Annotated in this window: 24 protein-coding genes and 3 pseudogenes; 4 read left to right on the top strand and 23 right to left on the bottom strand. The window is 36.0% G+C overall.

The features are described from left to right. Positions 1-59: 59 nt before the first annotated feature. The 6 genes and pseudogenes from IGI47_RS04285 to IGI47_RS04260 form a co-directional block, all read right to left on the bottom strand. Positions 60-1757: a DUF4091 domain-containing protein gene (locus tag IGI47_RS04285; protein ID WP_438783451.1), complete on the bottom strand. Its 1698-nt coding sequence runs from the start codon at positions 1755-1757 to the stop codon at positions 60-62. After that, positions 1754-2752: an alpha/beta hydrolase gene (locus IGI47_RS04280; RefSeq protein ID WP_438783449.1), complete on the bottom strand. Its 999-nt coding sequence runs from the start codon at positions 2750-2752 to the stop codon at positions 1754-1756. The genes IGI47_RS04285 and IGI47_RS04280 overlap by 4 nt, the downstream gene beginning before the upstream one ends. Before the next feature lie 22 nt (positions 2753-2774). Beyond that, positions 2775-4124, bottom strand: a complete 1350-nt coding sequence (locus IGI47_RS04275; RefSeq protein ID WP_438783448.1) for a glycoside hydrolase family 1 protein — start codon at positions 4122-4124, stop codon at positions 2775-2777. Next, positions 4124-5002 carry an ROK family protein gene (locus IGI47_RS04270; RefSeq protein WP_311930041.1) on the bottom strand — a complete coding sequence of 293 codons (879 nt, stop codon included), beginning with the start codon at positions 5000-5002 and terminating at the stop codon, positions 4124-4126. The genes IGI47_RS04275 and IGI47_RS04270 overlap by 1 nt, the downstream gene beginning before the upstream one ends. A gap of 22 nt (positions 5003-5024) precedes the next feature. Further along, the gene (locus IGI47_RS04265; protein ID WP_438784442.1) at positions 5025-6356 is read right to left on the bottom strand and encodes a glycoside hydrolase family 3 C-terminal domain-containing protein; all 1332 of its coding nucleotides are present in this window, start codon (positions 6354-6356) and stop codon (positions 5025-5027) included. Next, positions 6354-7223 (bottom strand): annotated as a pseudogene (locus IGI47_RS04260) (glycoside hydrolase family 3 N-terminal domain-containing protein); the annotation flags it as partial. The gene IGI47_RS04265 and the pseudogene IGI47_RS04260, both read right to left, overlap by 3 nt. 207 nt (positions 7224-7430) lie before the next feature. On the opposite strand from IGI47_RS04260, the gene IGI47_RS04255 reads away from it, so the two are divergent. Together IGI47_RS04255 and IGI47_RS04250 are read left to right on the top strand one after the other, a co-directional pair. Further along, positions 7431-7730 carry a hypothetical protein gene (locus IGI47_RS04255; RefSeq protein WP_438783447.1) on the top strand — a complete coding sequence of 100 codons (300 nt, stop codon included), beginning with the start codon at positions 7431-7433 and terminating at the stop codon, positions 7728-7730. 79 nt (positions 7731-7809) lie between these two features. Further along, on the top strand, positions 7810-8604 hold the full coding sequence (locus tag IGI47_RS04250; protein ID WP_438783446.1) for a helix-turn-helix domain-containing protein: 795 nt from the start codon (positions 7810-7812) through the stop codon (positions 8602-8604). A gap of 47 nt (positions 8605-8651) precedes the next feature. On the opposite strand, the gene IGI47_RS04245 is transcribed toward IGI47_RS04250, so the two are convergent. Beyond that, positions 8652-8819, bottom strand: a complete 168-nt coding sequence (locus IGI47_RS04245) for a hypothetical protein (protein WP_438783445.1) — start codon at positions 8817-8819, stop codon at positions 8652-8654. 83 nt (positions 8820-8902) lie between these two features. Between IGI47_RS04245 and IGI47_RS04240 the strand changes: the two are divergent. Then, positions 8903-9139: pseudogene (locus IGI47_RS04240) on the top strand (transposase); the annotation flags it as partial. A 796-nt stretch (positions 9140-9935) separates the two neighbouring features. Here IGI47_RS04240 and IGI47_RS04235 read toward each other — a convergent pair. From IGI47_RS04235 to IGI47_RS04190, 10 genes are all read right to left on the bottom strand, one after another. Beyond that, positions 9936-10160: a hypothetical protein gene (locus IGI47_RS04235; RefSeq protein ID WP_438783444.1), complete on the bottom strand. Its 225-nt coding sequence runs from the start codon at positions 10158-10160 to the stop codon at positions 9936-9938. Positions 10161-10170: 10 nt separating this feature from the next. Next, positions 10171-10410, bottom strand: a complete 240-nt coding sequence (locus tag IGI47_RS04230) for a hypothetical protein (protein ID WP_438783443.1) — start codon at positions 10408-10410, stop codon at positions 10171-10173. 133 nt (positions 10411-10543) lie between these two features. Further along, positions 10544-10723 (bottom strand): hypothetical protein, encoded by a 180-nt coding sequence (locus tag IGI47_RS04225; RefSeq protein ID WP_311930033.1) that lies wholly within the window; start codon positions 10721-10723, stop codon positions 10544-10546. 203 nt (positions 10724-10926) lie between these two features. Further along, on the bottom strand, positions 10927-11049 hold the full coding sequence (locus IGI47_RS04220) for a hypothetical protein (protein WP_311930032.1): 123 nt from the start codon (positions 11047-11049) through the stop codon (positions 10927-10929). A 154-nt stretch (positions 11050-11203) separates the two neighbouring features. Continuing rightward, a complete protein-coding gene (locus IGI47_RS04215; RefSeq protein WP_438783442.1) occupies positions 11204-12955 on the bottom strand; it encodes an ABC transporter ATP-binding protein in 1752 nt (583 codons plus the stop codon). Between the two features lie 15 nt (positions 12956-12970). Then, positions 12971-14260, bottom strand: a complete 1290-nt coding sequence (locus IGI47_RS04210; RefSeq protein ID WP_438783441.1) for a sensor histidine kinase — start codon at positions 14258-14260, stop codon at positions 12971-12973. 1 nt (position 14261) lies between these two features. Further along, a complete protein-coding gene (locus IGI47_RS04205) occupies positions 14262-14969 on the bottom strand; it encodes a LytR/AlgR family response regulator transcription factor (protein ID WP_438783440.1) in 708 nt (235 codons plus the stop codon). A 328-nt stretch (positions 14970-15297) separates the two neighbouring features. Beyond that, positions 15298-16074 (bottom strand): ABC transporter permease, encoded by a 777-nt coding sequence (locus IGI47_RS04200; protein WP_438783439.1) that lies wholly within the window; start codon positions 16072-16074, stop codon positions 15298-15300. Between the two features lie 43 nt (positions 16075-16117). Continuing rightward, positions 16118-16981, bottom strand: a complete 864-nt coding sequence (locus tag IGI47_RS04195; RefSeq protein WP_438783438.1) for an ATP-binding cassette domain-containing protein — start codon at positions 16979-16981, stop codon at positions 16118-16120. Between the two features lie 225 nt (positions 16982-17206). After that, positions 17207-18598, bottom strand: a complete 1392-nt coding sequence (locus tag IGI47_RS04190; protein ID WP_438783437.1) for a radical SAM protein — start codon at positions 18596-18598, stop codon at positions 17207-17209. A 276-nt stretch (positions 18599-18874) separates the two neighbouring features. On the opposite strand from IGI47_RS04190, the gene IGI47_RS04185 reads away from it, so the two are divergent. Continuing rightward, positions 18875-19177: a tyrosine-type recombinase/integrase gene (locus tag IGI47_RS04185; RefSeq protein WP_311930025.1), complete on the top strand. Its 303-nt coding sequence runs from the start codon at positions 18875-18877 to the stop codon at positions 19175-19177. 154 nt (positions 19178-19331) lie between these two features. On the opposite strand, the gene sufB is transcribed toward IGI47_RS04185, so the two are convergent. The 6 genes and pseudogenes from sufB to IGI47_RS04155 form a co-directional block, all read right to left on the bottom strand. Next, complete coding sequence (gene sufB / locus IGI47_RS04180; protein WP_438783435.1) at positions 19332-20723, bottom strand: Fe-S cluster assembly protein SufB; 1392 nt, start codon at positions 20721-20723, stop codon at positions 19332-19334. 4 nt (positions 20724-20727) lie between these two features. Further along, positions 20728-21198 carry a Fe-S cluster assembly sulfur transfer protein SufU gene (sufU, locus tag IGI47_RS04175; protein ID WP_113845315.1) on the bottom strand — a complete coding sequence of 157 codons (471 nt, stop codon included), beginning with the start codon at positions 21196-21198 and terminating at the stop codon, positions 20728-20730. Next, positions 21185-22420, bottom strand: a complete 1236-nt coding sequence (locus IGI47_RS04170) for a cysteine desulfurase (protein ID WP_438783434.1) — start codon at positions 22418-22420, stop codon at positions 21185-21187. The genes sufU and IGI47_RS04170 overlap by 14 nt, the downstream gene beginning before the upstream one ends. Then, positions 22417-23706: a Fe-S cluster assembly protein SufD gene (gene sufD / locus IGI47_RS04165; protein ID WP_438783433.1), complete on the bottom strand. Its 1290-nt coding sequence runs from the start codon at positions 23704-23706 to the stop codon at positions 22417-22419. The genes IGI47_RS04170 and sufD overlap by 4 nt, the downstream gene beginning before the upstream one ends. A gap of 12 nt (positions 23707-23718) precedes the next feature. After that, entirely contained in the window at positions 23719-24489 is a 771-nt protein-coding gene (gene sufC, locus IGI47_RS04160) for a Fe-S cluster assembly ATPase SufC (protein WP_438783432.1), read from the bottom strand. Between the two features lie 244 nt (positions 24490-24733). After that, positions 24734-24865, bottom strand: a pseudogene (locus IGI47_RS04155) (DUF3788 family protein); the annotation flags it as partial. Between the last annotated feature and the right edge of the window lie 4 nt (positions 24866-24869).

Here is a 24869-nt window from a genome sequence, read left to right as displayed (position 1 = left end):
TTTTAATTAAAAGAGCTTACCAAAAGAACCAATCGTAATTTTTTCTTCCACTATTCCCCCTAATTTATTCGGATCAGTGCGTTTCTTAATTGTTGGTACTTTTCTTCAGTTAACTGAAATGCCTCAGGATTCGCCTGATGACTATTCAGCATCCAATCTTTAGGGTCAGTAACAACTAAAAATTCATCAAGCAGTTGTTGGACTTTCTTTTCGTTTTGTTCTTCTGTGTGTTTCAATAACCAAAAGTCTTCTATTCCTCTTAGAAGTTGTTTGTAGCGAAGGGATAGTAATAAATCACCGTTATAGCCTGGGTAGATCAAACAATTGTCGCCAATTGGAAGTGCCCCCGTGTTATAGCGGATATCTGTTCGAACATTTGTTGGCCAGCAATTCAGTGCCCAACGCAATAAGCCATCCGTTTTAAAGTAATAAGCAAGTAACCCTTGGACTCGTGTTTCAAGCAATGGACTGTGTAAAAAGGTATTAGGTTTCGTTGGATAATTACAGATATAGTAGTTCAGTTTTTTTCCAAATTTTTCTAGTAATCGCTGTTGGTTGTTACAAGTACAATAAAAAGAAGTCACAGGATAATCAATGACTGATTCTAATGCGTTCAAAACCGATTCTTTGTCAAAAGCAACTTTGATTTGAATAGATGGCTCGATGGCCTTTAAGTCATTGACCGCTTGGATAAATGCTTTTACTTCATGTGACTTAGGTTCATCTGCGGTCACATAGGTTCGTTCCCACACCCCAACCTCTTTCAAATGAGAAACAAGTTGTTTTAAATATGCAGTAAAATCAGCTACTTGTTCAATAAACGCAATCTTATCTGTTGATTCATCAAAATAGCGTAAGACGATTTTTTCTGAATGTCCCGACTGCTCATTCAAAGGAAAATAAGGTGGTTTCCAAACACCTAAAAGACCAAATAGATTGATTTCTTGATTGATACCGTATTTTTCAAAACAAGCAAGATAGCGATCCAAAATCGAAAAATCACAAATAAGTGTCCCTTCCATATTTTTCCGAATGGGAATCATTGAATATTCATATAGATTCGCTGGATAATCTTTGACAATATAGTTGAACCAGCCTTTCCAAGGAATCTCACCTGCGATCACTGTCACTGCCTTTTGACCAATTGCAGCTAACTTGTCTGCCATTTGATCAATCAAGCCAAAATAAGCTTCTCCCCACAGAGGCACATGGAAGGTGCGTGCCAAATTGGAAGGTTGCTGCCAGATATCCAGTCGAAAGTCTTGTTGCACATCATCTGGAAAAGTAAAATCTAAAACAGATACCTCAATTGATTTTTCCGCGACTAATTGATCCTCTTGATTAATGAACGAACGGTATACAGAAAGTTGGACTGGATAAGTACCTGGTTTTACTTGTTTATCGATAGGGATCTCTATATAAATAGGTGCATAGCGATCGCCACTATACGTATACGCTGTTTCTCCAATCAGCTTATCCGCATAAGCCAATCCATCTATTCCTAAATAATAGTCAATAAATTGTGCTTGATAAGGTAAATCACTTTTGATGGCAATTCGGTACATGGGGATCTCGATCTCATCAGGTATCGAAAATTGCTTATTTAAAATAAAGTGATTCTTTTTGCCATCATGTAATAAAAGCTGAAAAGCGGCATAACTATTTTTAGAACTAGTAATCGTGGCGATTTGTGTTGGTTCTTCATAGGAAAGTTCCGTTGAAGCTTTATAACTTTCATCTACGATCAGAAATTTCATTCTTTTCCACCTACCCTTTGTGATAGTTTCATTTGTTCATGCACCTTTGCTATACGTGCTGTCGAGAAAACTTCTGGTGAGAATTGCTGCAATTGATTCAATGAAAACCGACGAAGGATCTTGTAATAACTCTTTTCCGCTAATTTGGGGAATTCTTGGAATAAGATTGCTTGATTCGTTCTATCTTCTAGCAATTGCTCTAACGGCAGTTCGAGAGCATCTTTTTCCATTGGTCCGTTGACTGTTTGATTTATTGGCTGGTTTTCTTGCTCCCAGTTCAACTCTAACCACTCACAAACAAGCTTCAACCAACGCGCAAAGCGTAAGTCGATCATTTCTGGTGATGCACCAAACCATTTAGTTCCCAGTGAAAGTCCATGACGTCCTTTTTGGAAAATATGGCCTTCAAATGGCACATCATGTTCTTCCAAAGCACTCAAATACAGCAAAGAATTCTCAATTGGTACGACATTATCTTCAAACGTAGAAAATAAAAAAGTTGGCGGTGTTTCTTTTGTTACACAAGTATCTAAAGAAGGCGCTTTGATTTTCATCACCTCAGCAAATGACGACAAAATCGCTGGATAACCTAAAATACAAAGATTCGGTTTTTCTTCTAACAACGTAGACATCGCTGCTGCAAGGTGTCCACCAGCAGAAAAACCAATAACCGCAATCTGATCTTGCGCGACTTTGTATTTCGCATCGATCTTTCTGATCTCTGCTAATGCCTGTTTCGTATCATCTAATGATCGTTCGAAATCTCGGTGTTCACCCACATGATAACGTAGTACGCCAGCATGATATCCCTTTGCTACAAATGATAAAGCGATTGGTTCAGCCTCTCTCTCACTACAAAAGCTATAGCCACCCCCAGGGATCACTAAAACAAACGGTCGTTCTTCGATACGCTCCATCGCTGTTTTTTGATCATGCAAGTAAAAAGTCACCCCAGAATCAGCACGTTTATCAAAAACGATTTTTTTAATATACATAGCCGCTCCTCTCGATCATTCGTTATACTCCATTATTTTTTATAACTTTTTGATACCAATAAAAACTATCTTTTTTATAACGAGCAAAATCCAATAACTCTGTTTCCGTTCGATTCACGTAAATAAATCCATAACGTTTTTCGATTCCTTCATGCGTGCTGATCAAATCAATAGCACTCCAAGGGCAATAACCAATGATTTCAACACCATCTTGTACGGCTAATTCCATTTGCTCGATATGTTGTCGCAAATAATCGATCCGATACTCATCATGGATATATCCATCAGGTGTCAAGGTATCTTTTGCACCAATACCATTTTCAGTAATCAACAGCGGCAAACGATAACGTGAATAAATTTCGTTTAATGTAAATCGAAAACCTTCTGGGTCAATAGGCCAACCAAATTCAGTTAAAGGCAAGTGGGTATTTTCCGTTACTTGGAAAAAACCAGGAATACCAAAGCCGGACTGCTGATCCACCTTGTTTTCTTTTTCGTAATACGCCGACACTGTCATCGTATTATAGTAATTGAACGCAATATAATCACATGTTCCAGCTGCTAAGATTTCTTGATCTTCTTCAGTGACCACAGATGCTGCACCAATTGTTTCTAATAAATGCCACGCATTATGATTATAGACACCAAAAACGGCCACATCCAAAAACAACCAATTTCGCAATGCACTCATATATAACGCAGCTAACTGATCCTCTGGTTGGTCACTAGCTGGATACACACTAGCAATATTCGGTGCTGGACCGATTTTCCCAGGATAAGCTTGTTCATGGAAATTCTTCGTTACCAATGCTTGCGCGACTAACATATGGTGATTCTCCTGAAATTTTTCTTTCATCGTTTTGTTACTTGTGCCAATGACTGATCCCGCTAACGCCATCACATTTTGCTCATTGATCGTTTGCCAGTATCGAACCTTGTGACTAAAACGTTCAAATAAAAGCGCACAATAGTTTGCAAATTCAGTAATTGTTTCTCTGTTTTCCCAGCCCCCTTTTTCCGCCATATAAACTGGCAGATCAAAATGGAACACTGTGACAATCGGTTCAATCCCTTGCATGATCAATTCATCGATCAGGTTTTCATAAAACACCAGCCCTGTTTCATTCACCTGTCCATTTGGTAACACCCGACTCCAAGAAATAGAGAAGCGATAAGCTTTTAACCCTAGCTCTTTGAACAATTTCACATCTTCATTAAATCGGTGATAATGATCAATTGCTACTTTAAAATCTGTCGTTCCTTCCGGAATCTCTTTGACATCTTGAACAGAAGGTGCTTTCCCATCTGCTGACCATGCACCTTCCACCTGATAGGCGCTAGTTGATGCACCCCATAAAAAATCATCTCTCATTATCTACGAACCTCCGCAACACCAATCAAATTTGCTGCTGATTTAAATGCAGTGCATTCGATTGGGATCTTTCTTAATGTCTGCTCAATCACTGGTGCAGTTCGAAATAGTTTCTCATAATATAGTCGAATCGTTGTTATCACTATTTCTTGCTGACTGATTCCCCCACCAATGACGATTTTTTCTAAATCTAAGATCGTTTGTAAATTAAAACAAAGAACTGCAACCCCATGGCAATAACTGTTAAAAAGTTGCTGCGCTTCAGCATGCTCCGTTTTTTTCAATTGTCGAAAAACTTCTTTCCCATCTGCTGGAACATCCAATAACTTCGCAAGGCGGTGAATAAGTACCACTGCTGAAAGCCCCATCCCTGCGAATGAATTAGTCCCTGCAATCTCACGGTCACGAATGAAAAAGCTCACCTCACCCGCTTGCCGATGTGTTCCTTGATAGAGTTCCCCATTGAGGATGATCCCCAGACCAATACCTGTTCCAAGGACCACCGCTGCAGCATTTCTAGTTTTTCGTAAATTTCCTTTTTTCCATTCTCCAAGTACGGCTGCCTTGGCATCATTTTCAATGACGATCTCGCCTGAAAAAAACGGCTGAATAAGTTGGATCAGGTTGACTTGATCTAAATAAGCGATTGCCCCACCAAACGCTACTTTTCCTGTTTCACTTACTGCCCCAGGCACAGCCACACCTATTCGCTCATATGCTGTTTCTTGGTGATAGGATTGGATGATTTCTTGAAATAATTGGGTCAAATCAGGTAAGTTTTTCGGTGTAGCTACGCTTTTTTTATTCATTAACTGCCCGTCAAAAACCATCGCCGTTTTAATAAACGTCCCACCAATATCGATACTTAATGTTTTCATTTTTCTCTAACCTTTCATCAACCTATGCTTGGATCTCGTTGTTCTCTGTGATTGCTGCTGTTTGTAACGTTTCTACTTCTTCTTGTTTCTTCTCTTCTAATGCACGTTCTAATTCATATTCCTTTTTATCAGCAATCTTGATGAATGGATACCACATAATTACCCCGATGGCTAAGCAGATCACCATTAAAATAGTGTAATTTAAACCACCAGCAAAAGGCATTTTTATAAAAGTAGGCGTTGTCCATGGAAGCAATGACATTGTTGGATTTAGCGAAATCGGTAAAATAGTCGTCGTCAAGCCCCATGTCACAAAGCCAGCAATCAGCTGTGTAAAGACTTGTGGAATAAAGAAAATAGGATTTAAAATAATCGGCATCCCAAACATCAGCGGCTCAGTAATATTGAAAAGTGACGGAATAAAGGAAAGTTTCCCTAGTTGTTTCATCTTCGCTGACTGACAACGAATCATGAAGAATGTCACAAATCCCATAAAACCAGCAGCATACATTCCCATATAGATAACAGAAGGAATCAAATAAGGCAGTTTTTCACCACTTTGAAAAGCAGTCATGTTCCCAACGATCATCGTCATACTGATTGCTCCAAGTGGTCCCTGTAATACAGCATTATGGATACCAAAGAACCATAATACTGCCAACAATTCCATGATGATGATGATCGAGATCGGACTTGCAACCAACGAATTCAAATACGATTCAACCTCTGTCAAAACTAAAGGACGTCCCGTATAAAGCAATCCCACTATCGGTTTCTTCAACTCTGCTAATTTTTTGATCAGTCGAATTTGTTTTTTAGGTAATCGCAGATTCGTCTTCGAGGCACCCTCTCCACTTTCTAAAAAGTTTTCACCAATCGTCAAAAGGATCACATCTGCCTTTTTAGCTTGTTCCAGTGATTGTTCCAATAGAAATTCTTCATCCTCAATCGGTCCATTCAATTGTTCAAATCCTGCTTTCAACGGTCCAAAAGAACTGTATTCTTCATACAAGTTAAAGCCTCTTGAAAATAGAAGTTGGTCTTGTCCAAATTGTTCCAACAACCCTGCTTTCAGCGTCAATACATCCGAGGACCTTCCACTAACTGATGCCCAAAAGCCCAGAGTAAAATGACTTTCAGCGTATAGGCCGATCACCGCGATCCTTTGATTCTTCGCTTTCTTTAAAGGAAGTACCGCTTCATTCTTCAATAAGACACAACTCTTTTCAACTAACTTAGTGGCTACTTCCTTTGCCTCATCTGTCAAAACTTCTCCCGTATTCGGTTCAGTCAATCCTCTAAAAGGCTGTTCAAATAGCCCCAATTTATTTTTTAAAATCAGTATTCTCCACACCGCTTCGTCCAGCAATTCTGCAAAAGCTCGATCTTTGGCTAGTTCCGGTAAAGCATTGGCATAGACAGCCGTCATCATATCGAAATCAACACCCGCCTCTAGCGCCTTTTTGGCTGCATCTTGTTCATCTTTTGCAAAACCATGTGACACTAATTCTTGGACCGCCGCATAATCCGATACCAGTACACCATTAAAGCCAAAGCGCTCTCTCAAAATATCTCGATTCAGCCATTTGTTCCCTGTCGATGGCACCCCATTCAATAAGTTGAATGCCGTCATGACTAATTCGCAATTCGCCTCTACAGCAGCTTCATAAGGTTGTAGATACTCATTGAATAATTTTTGATTCGACAGTTCCACCTGTTGGTATTCCCGACCACCCTCTGGCGCGCCATATGCCGCAAAATGTTTGATACAAGCAGCCACATGATTTTCTTGTAAATAGTCGGCCTTTACTCCTTGATAACCAGTCACCATACGTTTGGCAAACTCTTTACTCGTGTAAACATCCTCTCCTGGTGATTCCATCACTCTACCCCAGCGTGGATCACGCACTAAATCTAGCATTGGAGAGAATACAACATGGATCCCATTCAAATAACTTTCCTTCGCAGAAATCTCTGCTGCCCGTTGGATCAAATCAAAATCATAAGAACCAGCTTGCGCCAAAGGCATTGGAAAAATTGTCCGAAAACCATAAACAATATCCGACATAAATAACAATGGAATTTTATGAGAGCTATTTTCTAAAACGTCTTTTTGGATTTGGTATAGTTTTTGGTGATCATTCACATTGTAGATTGAACCAATCTCATAAAAATTTGGTTCTTTTTTAAACCCTAGATCTTTGGCAGGTCCAGTGTTCATCACGCCACTTTCAACAAAAAGATCGCCATTCAGTTGGATCGTCTGTGCAATCTTATCATGGACCGATAATCTGTGAAATAATTCTCTTAACTTTTGTTCTTCCATCTCGCCCTCCTGTAACCGTTTTAAATTACAGCTTGATTATATAAAGAATCCATACTAAGATATATTAAAATAGATGACTTTATATCAAAAAAGGAGTATTCCATGGAATTCGATGCATTAGCGCTGATTTTAAAACAACTTTATCATAAATATTTGATCCCATTTTTTATCCTTGATGAAAACAACAATATCCTCATCCCTGAACACTCTGACTGGACTGGTGACTACTTAGATCATCACTATTTAAATTCTGCCCCAGAAGATCTCGTCCATTTTTTCGAGGAACCTCACTACTTTTTTTGTAATTTTAAGTGTGAGCTGCCCAACTATGATACTTGTCGAGTATTGATCGGACCATGTGGCATCTTAGGTACAAAAAAAAAGCACATTTACTTTCCATGACCACGATTATTTAGCTGGCGTATATTATACCAAAGAAACCCAACAAGCATTTGTTGAGTTTGTCGAAGTATTTTATGCCTTGCTGAAAGGTCAGCTTCTTTCTAAAGAACAACGCAAATGGATCTTCCAAAATCAAAGAACCGGCGCCCATACAGAAACAATCGTCACCGACAATCTTTATAATCGAAGACTTGAAGACCCCTTTCTCGATTCCTTTGAATTCGAACGCAGATATGTAGAAGCCGTTCGTCGAAACGAACCCGAAAAAATCGAATGGTTATTCAAAAAAGTAAATCATACGTATAATTCTAAACTATCACTTAATGGCATCGAAAATCTGAAATATAAATACTCCGCCCTCATCACGATCTTGACCCGAGTAAGCGTCAATGAAGGCGTTCCAGTCAGCCAAGCATACAGCCTCTCTGACTCATTGATCCAAAACCTGAAAGAGATCCATACAATATCGGAATGCATGTCCTATATCAAAGCAAGCTCTTTACAATTCATGCAATTGATCCACGATTATCCTTATTCCGAAAAAAATTATCTAGTAAAAAATCTATTGAATTATATTGATGCCCATATTTACGATCGGGTCACGATCAAAGAACTAGCAGCCTATGTGCAAAAACATCCGACACATATTACAGCAGAATTTAAGAAGACCCTCGGTCAGACCATCCACACCTATATCAATCAGAGGAAAATTGCCGAAGCCAAACATCTGCTGCTTTTCACAGATAAATCCTATAAAGAAATCGCGCCATTACTCAATTTTTCAAGTCAAAGTCACTTTATCCAAGTATTCAAACAATTTGAAAAGCTGACCCCTCTAGAATTCAAAAATAAATATGTATTCCCTATTTTTTGATCGATAAGGAAGTAGTCTTACTGCACAAAAAAGAATTTGGGACAAATCTAAAAATCAGTTTTGCTACAGATTCTCGAACGACTTTTCCCCACAGCAGTAAAAACATCGCTAGCTGTGATTAAACGTTTCCCTGTTTTCGTAACGAGAGAATACATTTGTACATTTCCAATTTCAATAATACCTGTATGAGTGATTTCTTCTACGTAACTTTCCATATTACACTCCTTGTACGTATTTGTTTTACGTTAGCAAATTCTAAAGTTAAATCTGCACATATTTTCCCCTGTCAAGAACTACGTTATTAACCAGAGAAATTAGCCATCTGCCTGAAACCTATACAACAACCTTGCGAACATTTAAAAATTATCTTCCACAGATTCAAAATGCCCTTCACTACAGCTATTCAAACGGATCATTGGAATGTTTAAACAACCATATCAAAGTATTAAAACGCAATGCGTATGGCTTTCGCAGCTTTTACAATTTCAAACGACGGATCATGATCCGTCACGGTAAAACTATTTTAACTAAATAAAAAGAACAGAGAGAACTTTTTCTTCTTTCTGCCCAAATTATTCTAAGATTTCTCTTTATCAACATCATTTGACAATGAGACAGAATACTCTAAATCTAATGATATATTTAGTAAGATTTTTCGAAAACGCATAGCTAAAGTAGCCAGATCATCTAAGTAAGCAAAGTCTAAATTAACATACTTACCATCTTTGCCTTTGTTAAAGTTGTGGCGATATACCCCAACTTTAAAATATTATGTATTTTTGGTAATTCATTTCTTAACTTCTTCCTTTATCATCAATTTAAATTTAATAAATACCTTCACTACTCATCTCTTCAATAAGCTAGTTTGTTATAAACTTAGGATGTTGTTTCTTAAATTTTTTTTCTGTCTCATTGTATGCAAAATTTGATATCCGGCTGAATCTCCTAACATTTCATTTATAGATGAATTCAAAATACTCAACTCCTCTACACCTTGATCATAATATATGTTTACCTTTACAAGCATTGTAACAAGAGGGTTTATAATTGGATTGATAAAATAAAGATCACTCAAGAAAAAATACTCTACCTTTTCCATCAAAAAGTTCAGCCGAATTTTCGGACACCATCTTTTTTCTGCTATTTACTATTAGTTAAATACCTAAGTCCTTCCAACGATTGGCGAAATTTCCTGATACTTTTTAATTTTCTTGGTAAGGTACTCATATTGTAGGTTTAATAAGCTATGTTCATTTTTGTCTTCCTTTACAACGAGTATAATAGATATTTTAATGCCTTGCCTAAAAAACTAGTAAAATAGTTTTTTTCACTTATTCATTTACAGGAACCTTACTTTCAAGATGAATAACATCCTCCGAGTGTTGCTTTGCTAAGCATGTAACAGATACAATCATCCCATTTAAAATATTTAAGTTCTCCACTTTAAGAGAATGCACGTTGAGTTCACCTATAAAAAGGCTTATACCTTCTAAGGCGCTAGCGATATTTGTAGAATCAATTACTAAATCGACAAGATCAATAGTTGTTTCTTCCATTCTTTCCACCTCATTCCGGACATATTTCGTCTGATATTTTTTGCACATATACTCTTATATTTTGCAAAACATCATTGATATCATTAAATACGCCGGTATTAATTTGATGGTAGATAGCAAAGGAATCATTATTTAATTTAGCATACTCTATAGTTTCTAGTAATCTTTCTACCATACGTATCTGCGTAGCCACAAAAGTAAGGTTACTATCTTTTTCTTGCAACTCGTCATCAGATAATTTTTTATTCATTTTATTCCTCCATTTATTTGTGTTAGAACGATAACAAAACAGGCTATTCTAATCATTGTTACACCTTTAACGTTCGTTTTGGTCGGTAGAGTCGTTAAGTCTTTTTTCTGCCTTTATCCATATATTTATCCCTTCAATTCAATTCCTGTTGATTAACAGCCACTTGTTCTTTAGTTGTAAGTAAATCTATTAGTGTTGCTTGCTGTTGATTAAAAAGATAAATTTTTATTTTTGTTTTAGCTATCAGATGGATTTCAAATCTGAAGGTTCCAAACTCTTCTAATTTTCTGTTTGTATCAATATCCTGCTTCACTTAAACAGTTTTCACTTTTCCAAAGAAAATTTCTTACATAATCAGACTTTTTGGATTATCTATTGACGCTTGATGAGAAAAAAGAAAATATTCAATCAAAAAATTAGAGCCATTATTCTAAGATTTCTCTTTACCAACATCATTTGACAAAGAGCGACCGAAATCATCGCTCTTAGCATCAATCTTCCATTCATGTTAAAAACTCAACATAGCAACCCACAAATTGCTCCTAAACATAAACCACCACAGATTACACCTAACCCAATACGTCCGTCTGGTCTGCTTTCTTCGTTTGCTGAATTAGAATAAACCGTTACTTCTTGCATATCTTTGCACCTCCTTGTATCAAAATTAGCTGTATATTAACCACTTAAAACTTAATATTTCTACTCGCTTAAGGGATTTAGCTACTACATTCTCTTTGTAAATTCTTCGTGTATTAAAACAATATTTCTTTAGTTACAGTGTATTGTTCACTACTTAAGCATCGCTAGCAGCTCTTACTAAAAACTGATTATCTACATACCTTTTATATACATTATGTGATTCCATAAGATCAAAATGCTTTCCAGTTCCTGTCACTCTCCCTTCTTCTATAAATATAATTTCATCAGAGTCCACAATAGTTGATAATCGATGTGCAATAATGATCGTAATCTTATCCTTCGATATTCTTTTTATCGCATTTTGAATAACCTTTTCGGAATCTGCATCTAAATTAGCTGTAGCCTCATCAAAAATTAAAATGGGGGCTCCTTTTAAAAAGGTTCTAGCAATTGCTACTCGTTGCTTTTCTCCACCAGACAAATTTTTTCCTCGTTCATCAATTTCCTTTTGTAAATCATATATATTATCTGATAGCATTGTTGAAAGATTGGTTAATTTCAACGCTTCTCTACATTCCTCAGTCGTTATTTCTCTTCCTATACCATAAGTTAGATTTTCGTATAACGTCCCTGATACAACCGGAGTATCTTGAGAAACATATGATATATTATTTCTCCATGTTTGAAGAGAAACAGCATTAATATCCCCTTCTTGGGTAAATATTCTACCGCTTTCTGGTAAATAAAACCGTTCAATTAAAGATAGAATCGTTGTCTTTCCTGCACCGCTTGGACCTACAATAGCTATTTTTTGACCCTTTTTAGCTTGGAAAGATATTTTTGATAATACTGGATCACTATCATTCTGGTACTTAAACGTCACATTTGAAAATGTTAAACTTTCTATATTCAGTGTGCTTAGCATAGAGTCCTCTTCATATTCTTCTACTTCATAATTCAATATTTCTAAAATCCTTTGCACTGCACCATTTGTAGTCTGAACAGCATTAAAGAAAGAAGCCATATTTGATAGTGGATTAATCAGCTGAAACATGTATAAAAGAAATGCCATTAGCGTCCCACTTGTTAATGCTTCTTGAGCTACTCTATACTGACCAAATGCTAGAACACCAGAGAAACTAATCATTAACAATAGTAATATTATTGGCGTAACAATTGATTGCAACTTAGATACTGCAAACCCTGAATTAAACAAGTTAGCAATCTTTTGATTCCCTCTGTCTACTTCAAAACCTTCGGAATTTGTAGATTTTACTAGCTTAATCTCCCCAAGAATCTGATTAGAAAAACCAGTTAATTTTGCTAGCTCATCTTGATTTTTTCTAGATAGTGAAGATAGTCTTTTCCCAATAGGAATAGTTACAAGCGCTATCAAGGGTACCACTAATACTATTAGCACAGTCATTTGAATATCCAATGTAATTAAAACGATTAGTGATCCCACTAATACAATGCAACTGTTTAGGAAAGTAGGTATCTGGACAGTGACCAAATTTTTTATTGAAACTGAATCACTTATCAAATAGCTAGTCATCTCTCCTGGACTCATTTTTTGAAAATAGCCTATTTTCAATTTAAGCAACTTATTCCAGATTAAACACCTAGTATCAGCAACTATTTTCTCACCTTGGAATGCTAAAATTAAACTAGATACATAACTAAATAACAACTGCAAAATTAGTAATACCCCAAATAAAATGAAATCATTCCTCTTTATATCTGCATATGAAAAACTATCAATAACATTTCGGATAATTAAAGGAATTGCTAAACTACAAATTGTGCTAATAATGCTTAATAGAATTGCAGCACCTGTAATTAATCGAGAGAATTTTGATTTATTCAACAAAAACAGAATACCTTGTTTCAACGATTCCTTTTTCATCTGAACACCTAATTTCTAATATTTTACAAAAAATGAAATTCTGAATACCTCTTCGCTATCTTCTATCTTAATTTCACCATTGTATTTCCTAATAACATGCGTAACATTATCCAACCCCAAACCATGTTTTTCTAATTTACTAGATTTCTTTTTTGTAGCATAGTCACTAGAATAATTATTTGTACAACTAAAGACAAAGTAATTATTTTTCATCTTCAGTTGAATGTCGATATGTGCATCCTCAATCGATTTTGTCGCTTCAATCGCATTATCTAGAATGTTACTAATGATTATTGTCAGGTCGACGTCATCTAATTTCATCTTAGGAAGCTTTTCCGCATCAATTGTTAAGGTCACTTCAAATTTTTGACAGGATACTGACAATCGGTTTAAGAAGTAATCAATAATCGTTTGTCCAGTGAAAATTTTTTTACCCTCAGCATAATCAAAATTATCCAAAAGTTTTTTTATGTATTCTTCTCCGCTTGAAAGTTCTTTATTATACAAATAACATACCATAAATAGTTGATTCTTCATGTCGTGTTTCAATTTATAAATCTCTAAATTGTTTTCTTTAATTGCTATTACTTCTTTTTCTTTAATCTGATGAACATATCTCAAATAATTACTTTCAAGCTGCATTTGGTAGGTTTTCTTTCTAAATTCAACATTATAAAATAGGAACATAACTCCTAGCAGTAGAGAAAGCACGACAACATTTAAAGTGATAACCAAGTAATCTTGATTGCTTTCTCCTAAAGTTGCACTAATCACGAATACTGCAAAGCCATTTGAAATATATAGCAATAACATAGGAACTATAGCCCCTATAAGCAATAATGGTTTCATTTTTCTGTTCCTAATAAAGAATAAATACACAAAGATGGTTAGATCTGATAAATAAACATCAAATATTTGTTGTTTTACTTCTTCTTGAAGAATCATATGAGTAATTAATGAATAAAAATTATTTACTCCATTCACGATAACTCCACTTGTCACTATAATCACAAAAAAGTGGAAAATAATAATCAATTTCTCTTTAATGGATGCCTCAAAAAGGCATGTGGAGGCTAAAAAGTATATGAATACAATACTACTTGGAAAATGATAAACTTGTGTCAATATCGATACTACAATCGCACCACTAAAAATTAATCCTGCCGTTTTCAGCAATGAAATCTTATTCTTTTGAAAAAAAGATTGTAAAAAATAAAAAATAATCATCGCTTCAAATAGGCTAGTTAAGAAACCAAATAATGAAAAACCAGACGTTTCTTTAAGAAAATCCGCTATATTTCCCATATCAGTTCTCCTTAAACATGAAATTCTTAAACGTCTTCATAACGATTTTTTTAAATTTTCTACTTATAGGTAAAATCCCTTGTTCTCCTAATAAAATAATCTGGTTAGAGGATATCTCATCTATATGCTCCATATTAACAATGTAAGATTGATGACACTGTAAAAAATCAGAAGTTAGATACTTATCTGAGAACACTTTTAGCTTAAAATAAATCGTTAATTCTGGTTTATTCTTAGAATGAATAATGAGTTGTCTTTTGCTACTTTCTATATATAAAATATCTTTAATATAGATTTTGTGTGTTTCGTAATTACTGCTAACGATGCAATACTCACTTTTAGTTCTTACTTCAATACGCTTAAGCACTTTCAAAAACTGTTCAACGGTAATTGGCTTCAATAAATAGTAGATCGCCTGAACATCATATCCGTCAAAAACGAACTCAGCTGATGTTGTTAAGAAACATAGTGGTATTTCCGAATTTATCTTATAAATCTCTTTAGAGATATCCAAACCAACCGCTTCCCCAGAAAAATAAATATCTAAGATAATTAAGTCGAATATCTTTCCAGCTTTCACAGCAGCTATTAGTTCCTCTCCTGTGAAATAGAATTGTACTATAGTATTCTTAGGAAATTTCAGTCTATCTAAAATTAATTTTAATTCTTCAAACCAAATCTGTTCATCATCACAAATAGCAATTTCCATACGTACTTCTCCCCCCTTAAAAAATAACAGTATAAGAAAAATATACCATAATATTATTCTCATTAGATTGAAAGAACTACTTTTGTTAGCAAAATCACATATAATAGAAACTGTGGTATACCATTTTTAGATTTACTTACAGTATACAAAATAAGCCCACTTAATAAAAATATATAAAAATAACTATAAATGGATAACTGTACTGATGATAAATAACAAAAAATTAAGATTAAAAAAGAAAAACAGACACTTTCTACCAAAGGAAAATAAAAAATTATTCTATTAAAATGATACTTATTCAAAACTCTTAAAATGTTTGTGTTTTCATCTATCTTAACTCACTCTTTTTAAACAAGAAGATTCCTGTATAAAGAAAAGTAATAGTTAACAAAACAACGAACAAATAGACTGTACCAAAATTTGTTGTTTGTGTACTTCCAAAATTACTAAATAAGGTTAACGGTTCGAATTCTGCAATTTTCATTAATTGATTTTCATTGATAATTGTTTTTAATAGAATGAATATCAACTGAATAACTACGGGATACATAAACAAGCTTGTTATGATGAGATGTGTATTTTTTAAAATGAAAACAAACTGTAGTAAAATAACTAGAAATAAAAAAATCATCAAAATCTGAAAACTAATAGCTTTTAGTAGTTCAATAAATGAAAATGAGTCATTGAATCCCAAAATAGAAACAGAGATCATAAAGGAAGCTACTAAATACATGAAATAATATAACATAGTCAGACTAAAAATAGACACAAGCTTTTTAATATAAATTACAACTCTGTTTCCTGAAGATAAATATAGTTGCTTTATCCTTCCATTATCGAAGTCACTTAACCAAAAAGAAAAAATAAGATACAGCATAAATAATAAAACCATATCAGAAGCATGCAACATTTCAATCATCGAATTTTCAATTGAAGTTGGGTAACTTCCATTCGTTCCTAGTAGATTTTGTAATCCAATGGTTACAGATCTTTTAGAATTCCAACTTACCAGAAAGGTTAAAATTGCTATTCCAGAGCTCACCATCAATAAAAAGACATTCATTTTATTCTTAAAAAACCTAAAAAAATCTGATTTTATGATCATTGCACATTCTCAACTCTCTCTAAAAAGTATTCTTCCATATCTTTCACTCTTTTTTTATATAGAATGAACTTATGAATTTTTTTTGAAGTACGTCTTGAAGTATGCCTTCATCATCCTCGCCTAAGCCAATATATATTTCACCTTTATTCTCAATAGTAATTTGATTCTCTGGAAATCGTTCTTTTAGGAAAGCTAGTGTTTCAAATGATTGATCTGTTTCAATAGTAAACCCAATAAATCCTAGGTTCTCATAATCTTCAATTGAAAACTCTTCTAATAATTTTCCATCATGCATTATTCCATATTTTGTTGCAATCTGTTCTAATTCGCTTAGTATATGACTAGATATAAGAAATGTAATATTCCGCTCTTCCTTTAATTTTAAGATCAATTTTCTTATATCTTGAATCCCCTGTGGATCTAAGCCGTTTAATGGCTCATCCAACACTATAAATTCTGGGTCAGAAATAAGAGTAATTGCTATACCTAATCGCTGTTTCATTCCAAGTGAATAATTTTTTACTTTCTTTCCAGCAACTTTTTTTAAATTCATTATTTGTATCAATTCGTCTACATCTTCTTTAGATTTCCCATTTAAAATTGAAAAATACTTTAGATTATCATATCCTGTCATCTCAGGGAAAAATACAGGGCTTTCTATCAATGCTCCAACCTTTTTTAAAAGTTCTCTATTATTAGAAAATTTTTCACCAAAAAGTTTAATTTCTCCCGAATCATGCTTCATTAAACCAGTAATTGTTCTCATAAATGTAGTCTTGCCAGCTCCATTATTTCCAATAAATCCATATATATCTCCACGAGAAATCGTCATGTTCACATTACTCAACAATTCAGAAGTCCCTAGTTGTTTAGTCAAGTTTAACGTACTTAATATTGCTCCACTCATAACTAGCGTCCCTTTCTCAAAATAGTAAAAGTTAAAGAAAGAACTTACCTAAGTAAGCTCCTTCTTACGCTTCATTAGCTAATTAACAAAATATCCCACACAAACCACCATCACAACCAATACCACATATTATACCGCCACGAGTATCAATTCCTGGTGCAGTAGTATCTTGCGCTTGCACTTGAATCTCAGTCATCTGTTTTCCTCCTCATATTAAACTTATCTTTAACCGACTAAACTTAATTGTTTAGCCAGTTTAGACCATTGTTCAGGATCTGATTGAACTTTAGCAAATTGGTATAAAACTCTCTTTAATGTCGTTATAATTGTTACACAAGTCATATCTACTTGTTTTTTTTGCTTTTCAATATCAAAAGTTCCTAAACAAGAAGAACAAATTTCTTTTGCTACACACTGTTGACATGCAGCATATTTAGCTTTGCTATTTTTATTATTTGTAAATTCTAAAATAGAATCTACCATTGTTTGGGGATCATCTCCGACTTCGCCTAATTTTGATCCGCGGCTCGCTGTATACATAAAACAGGGTTGTACGACTAAATCCTCAGCAATTGATAGTGTTCCAACACCAGCAGGACAAATAATATCAGTAAACTTCCTTTCAATAACAGATTTCATAATCCCTAAAGTAATCACTGTTGTTTTGATATCCTCTTCATTCAGGATACACTCGAAAGTGTAATCCACTAAATCCGTCAAATACTTTTTACACAAATCTAAATTATTGTATAAATCTAATAAATTTGATTCCTCGAACTGTACAGGTGCAATATGTGGAATATTCACTCCAAATTCTGATCCAAAAAATTGAACTAACTCAACCAATGACACTTTTTGAATTAAATGTTCATTCGAGTAGGTTCCTTCAAATCCTACATTAGCCAGCTGTCTGTCTTTCACTTTCCGATAGCTTTCTACTATTCGTTTATACGATCCTTTTCCTTGAGTATCAATTCGTAGAGCATCATTTACATTTATTGGTCCGTCTAAACTCAATGTTACAGTAAAATCATTCTGTTCAAATATGTCTAATAATTTACTTGATAAGGCGTAACCATTTGTGACTATTCCATATCTCGGTTTAATGTAGTCCGGATTTTTTTTGCAATAATTGTTTATATAATTAACTGAAAATTCGATTTGTTTAACACCTAAACTCGGTTCTCCACCAAAAAACTGAATCGTTTCTACATTTTTAAATGATGTCAAAAAGTAATCTAGTATACTTTGTAATGAATCGTTTTTCATTACGGTTCTAGTTACAAATGAGTATATACCACAGTCTGCATAACAATACTTACATCTCAAATTACAATCAGAAGTGAGTACTAATGCCAGTCTTTTAATTGTAAAATTTTCAGGAACTGCTTCTTGTGGAGTTTCTATCATGCTTTTCTCCACTGGATTTGTCGTAGACTTCTTGAGAATCTCTGATATTTCTTGATCGTATGTACCATTTAAATGGGCATTCATACGACAAAATAACTCTTTATCGTGAATTAAATAGAACCTCATACTTGGCTTTTCAATTAAAATATTTACATCATCCTCTGAAAAGATTTCAAAGTTTTGATTATGTTGAATTCCACTATCCATTTCATCACCTCTTCGTTAGTAGGATAATTGAATTCAATATGCTTTTAAATAACTTTGTATTATTTAGCACTTTAAATGTAAAAATTGACAAAACTATTATTAATATCCTATTCCATTTATCTTAATTTTCTAGTTTTTTTTAAATGAAAAAATAAACCGAGCCAAAAATTGATTTATTCAGCCATTCTCTGAACATCGGAAAAAACTCTTTCCTTAGATGAAGATGGTAAAATCATTGTTCAAGAGCCTAAGACTAAAAGATCACAACGAATTAACATGCTTGATAAAAAGACCATCAAAACTCTTCATGAATGGCGTAGCAATCAAATGCAATGGTATTTTAAATTAGGTTATAGCACATCTAAAGAAGACCAATACCTTTTTACAAACAAGTTTAACAAACTTTATTATCCTCAAGCTCCTAATGACTGGTTTGATAACATACTCGAAAAATATGAGCTGCCAAAGATTACATTACATGATTTTCGTCATACTCATGCTAGTCTGTTGTTTGAATCAGGAGCTAGTATCAAAGAAGTTCAAGAACGCTTGGGGCATAAAGATGCAAAACAACTATGAATATATACGTTCATGTCTCGCCAGAAAAAGTAAAAGAAACTGGTAAAAGATTCGCTGATTACTTCAATTTCTAAAGTGGCATTCAATTTTATTTTAAACAAATAAAAAAACTCTAAGTATTGATACATCAATACTTAGAGACTATTTTTGATGGCTAACCCACACTGCCTTCCATCTCATAACTGATCAATCGGTTCAGTTCGACCGCATATTCCATTGGTAGTTCTTTGGTGAATGGTTCGACGAAGCCCATGACGATCATTTCAGTGGCTTCGGCTTCGGTCAAGCCGCGGCTCATTAGATAGTAGAGTTGTTCTTCTGAGATTTTTGAGACTTTGGCCTCGTGCTCAAGAGAGACTTGGCTGTTGTGGATCTCGTTGAATGGGATCGTATCGGACTTGGATAACTCGTCCATGATGATCGTGTCACATTCGATGTGGGAAATAGAACCTGGGCTGTTTTTTGCAAAAGTTACTTGTCCACGGTAGTTTACTTCGCCGCCGTCTTTTGAGATTGATTTTGAGACGATCGAGCTTGAAGTGTTAGGTGCATTGTGGATCATTTTCGCTCCTGTGTCTTGGACTTGGTTGGCTCCGGCGAATGCGATTGAAAGCATCGTGCCGCGTGCGCCTTTCCCGTCTAAGTAAACGCTTGGGTATTTCATTGTTGTTTTTGCGCCTAAATTGCCGTCGATCCATTCGACTGTGGCACCTTCATAAGCTTTTGCGCGTTTAGTTACTAGATTGTAGACATTGCTAGACCAGTTTTGGATTGTTGTATACCGGCAATACGCATCTTTTCTAGTAAAGATTTCGACGATTGCGGCATGTAGACTATTGCTGGAATAGGTTGGCGCAGTACAACCTTCGACATAGTGGATGCTGGCACCTTCGTCTACGATGATCAGTGTACGTTCGAATTGTCCTGTGTTTTCTGCATTGATCCTAAAGTAGGTTTGCAATGGGACATCGACTTTCACGCCTTTTGGTACATAGATGAATGTACCGCCAGACCAAACGGCTGAATTGAGAGCGGCTAATTTGTTGTCTGTTGGTGGAACAAGTTTTGAAAAATATTCCTTGAAGAGTTCTGGATATTCTTTTAAGGCAGAATCTGTATCTGTAAAGATGATTCCTAACTTTTCAAATTCATCTTTCATGTTATGGTAGACGACTTCTGATTCGTATTGAGCAGAAGCGCCGGCTAAGTATGCACGTTCAGCTTCTGGTATACCGATTTTTTCAAAGGTTTCTTTGATTTTATCTGGTACATCTTCCCAGTCACGTGCTGGTTTGTCACTTGGTTTTTGATAATATTTGATAGCATTGAAATCAATGTCTGATAGATCAGGTCCCCACTTTTGCATTGGCATTTTGTTGAATGTTTCTAGTGATTTCAAGCGAAATTCAAGCATCCATTCTGGTTCGCCTTTGATTTTAGACATTTCGCGAACAACTTCTTCTGTTAGTCCTTCTCCTGTACTAAAAACTGGTTCTACATCATCGTGAAAACCAAATTTGTATTCTTCTAATTCTGGTACGCCCATGTTCTCACTCCTCTTCCTTATGGTAATGATGGAAGGTTGCAGTACCGTCTTCTTCCATTGCTTTTCCTAAAGCTTTCCAGCCTAAAGTGGCACATTTGATTCTGGCAGGAAATTTAGCGACACCGCTTAGCATTGCTGCATCTCCTAACTTATCTAGGTCTGCGACTTCTTTACCTTGGACAAGTTGTAAAAAATCAACGGCTAACTTTTCGGCTTCTTCGACTGACTTCCCGATGACTGCATCTGTCATCATAGATGCACTGGCTGTGCTGATCGAACAGCCGCTGCCATCAAATGCGATATTCTTGATGATTCCTTCATCAACTTCGATTTGCAATTCGATGACGTCGCCACAAGTAGGATTGTTCAATTCGATCTTGCTGGTTGATGCGCTCAACGTTCCTCGGTGATGCGGGTGGGAGGAATGATCGAGGATGACTTGGCGGTAAAGATTATCTAGTTTAGATAGTGCCATGTTGGAAAAACTCCTTTGTTGCGAGAATTGCATCGACTAAACGATCCGCATCTTGTTTTGTATTGTAAAAGTAAAAGCTTGCTCGTGCAGTGGCCGCGACTTGTAGATATTTCAGTAACGGTTGCGCACAATGGTGACCTGCTCTGACCGCTACTCCTTCCATGTCAAGGGCTGTTGCCACATCATGCGGATGGAGACCGTCAAGATTGAAGGCAATCACACCTGTACGTTTTGCTGGATCTTGTGGACCATAGATCGTTAGCCCTTCGATTTGTTGTAATTTCGGCAACACATAAGCGACTAACTCTTCTTCATAATGATGGATGTTCTCCATACCTATTGCTTCTAAATAATCGATTGCATGGCCTAGAGCAATTGCTCCTGCGATATTGGGTGTCCCTGCTTCAAATTTCCATGGGAGTTCTTTCCAAGTGCTGTCATACAACTCGACAAAGTCGATCATTTCTCCGCCAAATTCAACGGGTTCCATTTGTTCGAGCCATTTTCTTTTGCCATACAATACACCGATACCTGTTGGCCCACACATCTTGTGTCCGCTGAAAGCAAAGAAGTCACAATCGATTTGTTGTACGTCAATTGCCATATGTGGTGTAGATTGCGCGCCATCGACTACTAGTATGCCGCCTTGTTCGTGGATCATTTGTGCCAGTTCTTCAACTGGATTGATGACACCAAGGACATTTGAGACATGAGCAATCGATACGATCTTTGTGTTGCTGCTGATCAGTTCTTTGGCTTTTTCCATATCTAAAAAGCCTTCTTCCGTCAACTCGATATATTTTAAGCTTGCGTCCGTTTTTTTGGCTAATTGTTGCCAAGGAATAACATTTGAGTGATGTTCCATATAAGAAATTAAGATCTCATCACCTTCATGGATAAACTGTTCACCAAAACTTCGTGCGACCCAATTTAGGCTTGTAGTTGTTCCACGAGTAAATAGCACTTCCGCAGTTTCAGATGCGTTGATAAAGCTTCGCACTTTTTCTCTTGTGGCTTCATATGAATGCGTGGCACGCTCGGCTAAAGTATGCACTCCACGATGGACATTGGCATTCTCATGTTCATAATAATCTGTCAATGCGTCTAAAACAGCTTTTGGCTTTTGGGTGGTTGCCGCATTGTCTAAATAAACAAGGGGTTCATCATTGACTTCTTGAAAAAGAATAGGAAAGTCTTGTCGGATTTTTTCTGCTGAAATCATGCTTTCAACTTCCCTTCGATAACTTCCACTAATTCTTTTCGCACAGCTTCTACTGGAATAGCTGTTAACACTGAACCTAAGAAACCACGAATGACTAAGCGTTCGGCTTCTTCTTTGTGTAGCCCGCGACTCATTAGATAGTACATTTCTTCTGGATCGACGCGCCCGACACTTGCGGCATGTCCTGCAGTTACTTCATTTTCATCGATCAACAAGATCGGATTGGCATCTCCTCGCGCTTTATCTGAAAGCATCAATACTCGGCTTTCTTGTTGTGCATCTGCACCTTTTGCACCTTTTAAGATATGACCGATCCCATTGAATGTTAAGGCTCCTCTTTCTCTGATCACGCCGTGTTGCAAGATATGGCCAATCGTATGAGGTGCTTTATTGGTTACCCGTGTATCGATCCCTTGTGTTTGTTTTCTGGAACTGATTGCCACGATCTTCACTTCTGCGTGTGCCCCTTCTCCTACTAGATCAGAGTCAAAATCTGCGATCACATTGCCATCGTTCATGACACCGATTGCCCAATCGACTGTGGCATCGCGCATGATGTATCCTCGGCGATTCATATAAGAAGTGATCGATTCACCTAATTGATCGACTGCTGAATATTTCACTTTTGCACCAGCTTTAGCGATGACTTCAACAACGATATTTCCTGATACTTTTTTCAATTCTTCCCCTGTGGTTTGGAATCGTTCCAAGTAAGAAAATTCACTATGCTCATCGGCTACGATCAGCACATGCTTAAAGTAATGTTGTGCAATGTCGCCAGCTTGGAAAAATAGTGCTTCGATTGGTTCATCGATCACCACATTTTTAGGGACATATAAAAACAATCCGGTATTCATGAAGGCCGCGTGCAAAGCGGTCAATTGGTCTTCGTCCATCTTTACAGCTTTTTGCATGTAGTATTCTTTGACCAACTCAGGATGTTCTTGCAGTGCAGTGAACAAATCGGTAAAAATGACGCCTTTTTCAGCTAATTCAGTTGATAATTGTTCAAATGTTGTCCATGTACCTTGTTGGACCAGCACTGGATTATCTTTCATCTCATCAAAAGCAGCGACGTTGCTTGCTTCACTGTATTGATCTGCCATGTCTTCGATATCGAATAGTGGCCAACGATGGAATTTTACACGATCGATATGAGGAAGTGGTAGTTCATCGGCTTTAGCTAAAGCCTCTTGGCGAAATTTCGTCATCCATTCAGGTTCGCCTTTGCTTAAAGAAAAATTTGTGACAGCGTCAAGTTGTTCGAGCCATTTCTTCTCTTTCATGTCTGCTCCTCCTTACGCTTCTTCTTTGTAGTCGATTCCTAATTCTCTACTGATTCCCGCATATCCTTCGGCTTCCAGACGTTTCGCAAGATCCGCATTACCAGTCATCACTACTCGGCCTTCCATCATGATATGCACCACATCTGGTGTGATGTAGTTCAATAAGCGTTGATAATGGGTGATGATCAATGCACCAAACTCATTGTTACGCATTTCATTGACACCTTTTGCAACGACTTTCAATGCATCGATATCTAGTCCAGAATCGATTTCATCTAGAATGGCAAAAGTTGGTTCGAGCATCAATAGTTGTAGGATTTCATTTCGTTTCTTTTCCCCACCAGAAAAGCCTTCATTTAGATAACGTTCAGCCATTTCTTCTGGCATATTCAAAAGAGCCATTTTTTCATCTAATTTTTTCAAAAATGTCATCACAGACATCTTGTTGTCTTCTTCACGTTTGGCATTGATTGCTGCTCGCATGAATTCGGCATTGGTGATTCCTGGTATCTCACTTGGATATTGCATGGCTAAAAACAGACCTAGTCGTGCACGTTCATCGACTTCCAAGTCTAATACATTTTTCCCATCAAACAAGATTTCGCCTTCTGTTACCTCGTAGTTTGGGTTACCCATGATTGCAGCAGATAACGTAGATTTCCCAGTTCCGTTAGGTCCCATGATTGCGTGGATTTCTCCTGTTTTCATTGTTAGATTGACGCCTTTAAGGATTTCTTTTTCCTCAATCGACACATGTAAATTTTTTATTTCTAAGACAGACATGCCAAATTACCTCCAAATTCTGTTTCGTTCTCACTCATTTTAGACTAATTGAGAATGAATCGCAATGTTATAAGTGCTTAAAATCAAATGTTTTTTCACGTATTATCATTAAATTATGATTTCTAAATAATAATATATATATAGTAAAATAAAAAAAAGAGCAAGTTAAAAGTTAAAACTCTCTTTTATCTCACTCTTTGGATGAGTGTGGGACAAAACTAAAAATCAGTTTTGCTACAGACTCTCGAATAAACGGCGAGAGCAGAAGCAACTCCTTCGGAAATAAGCCGAAATTCACAAAAATTTGAAAAGCAATTTTCGTTCATTTCTTCTTATTTCTCGGAGTTAAACACTTCTGTCCCAGCCTCTCTCGAATAAAC

Origin of the sequence: Enterococcus sp. AZ191 (assembly GCF_051713845.1) — a bacterium.
In the GTDB taxonomy this organism is placed as follows: Bacteria; Bacillota; Bacilli; order Lactobacillales; family Enterococcaceae; genus Enterococcus_B; species Enterococcus_B durans.
Note: the sequence above shows the minus strand (reverse complement) of the source record. Positions and strands in the feature narration are given on the sequence as shown.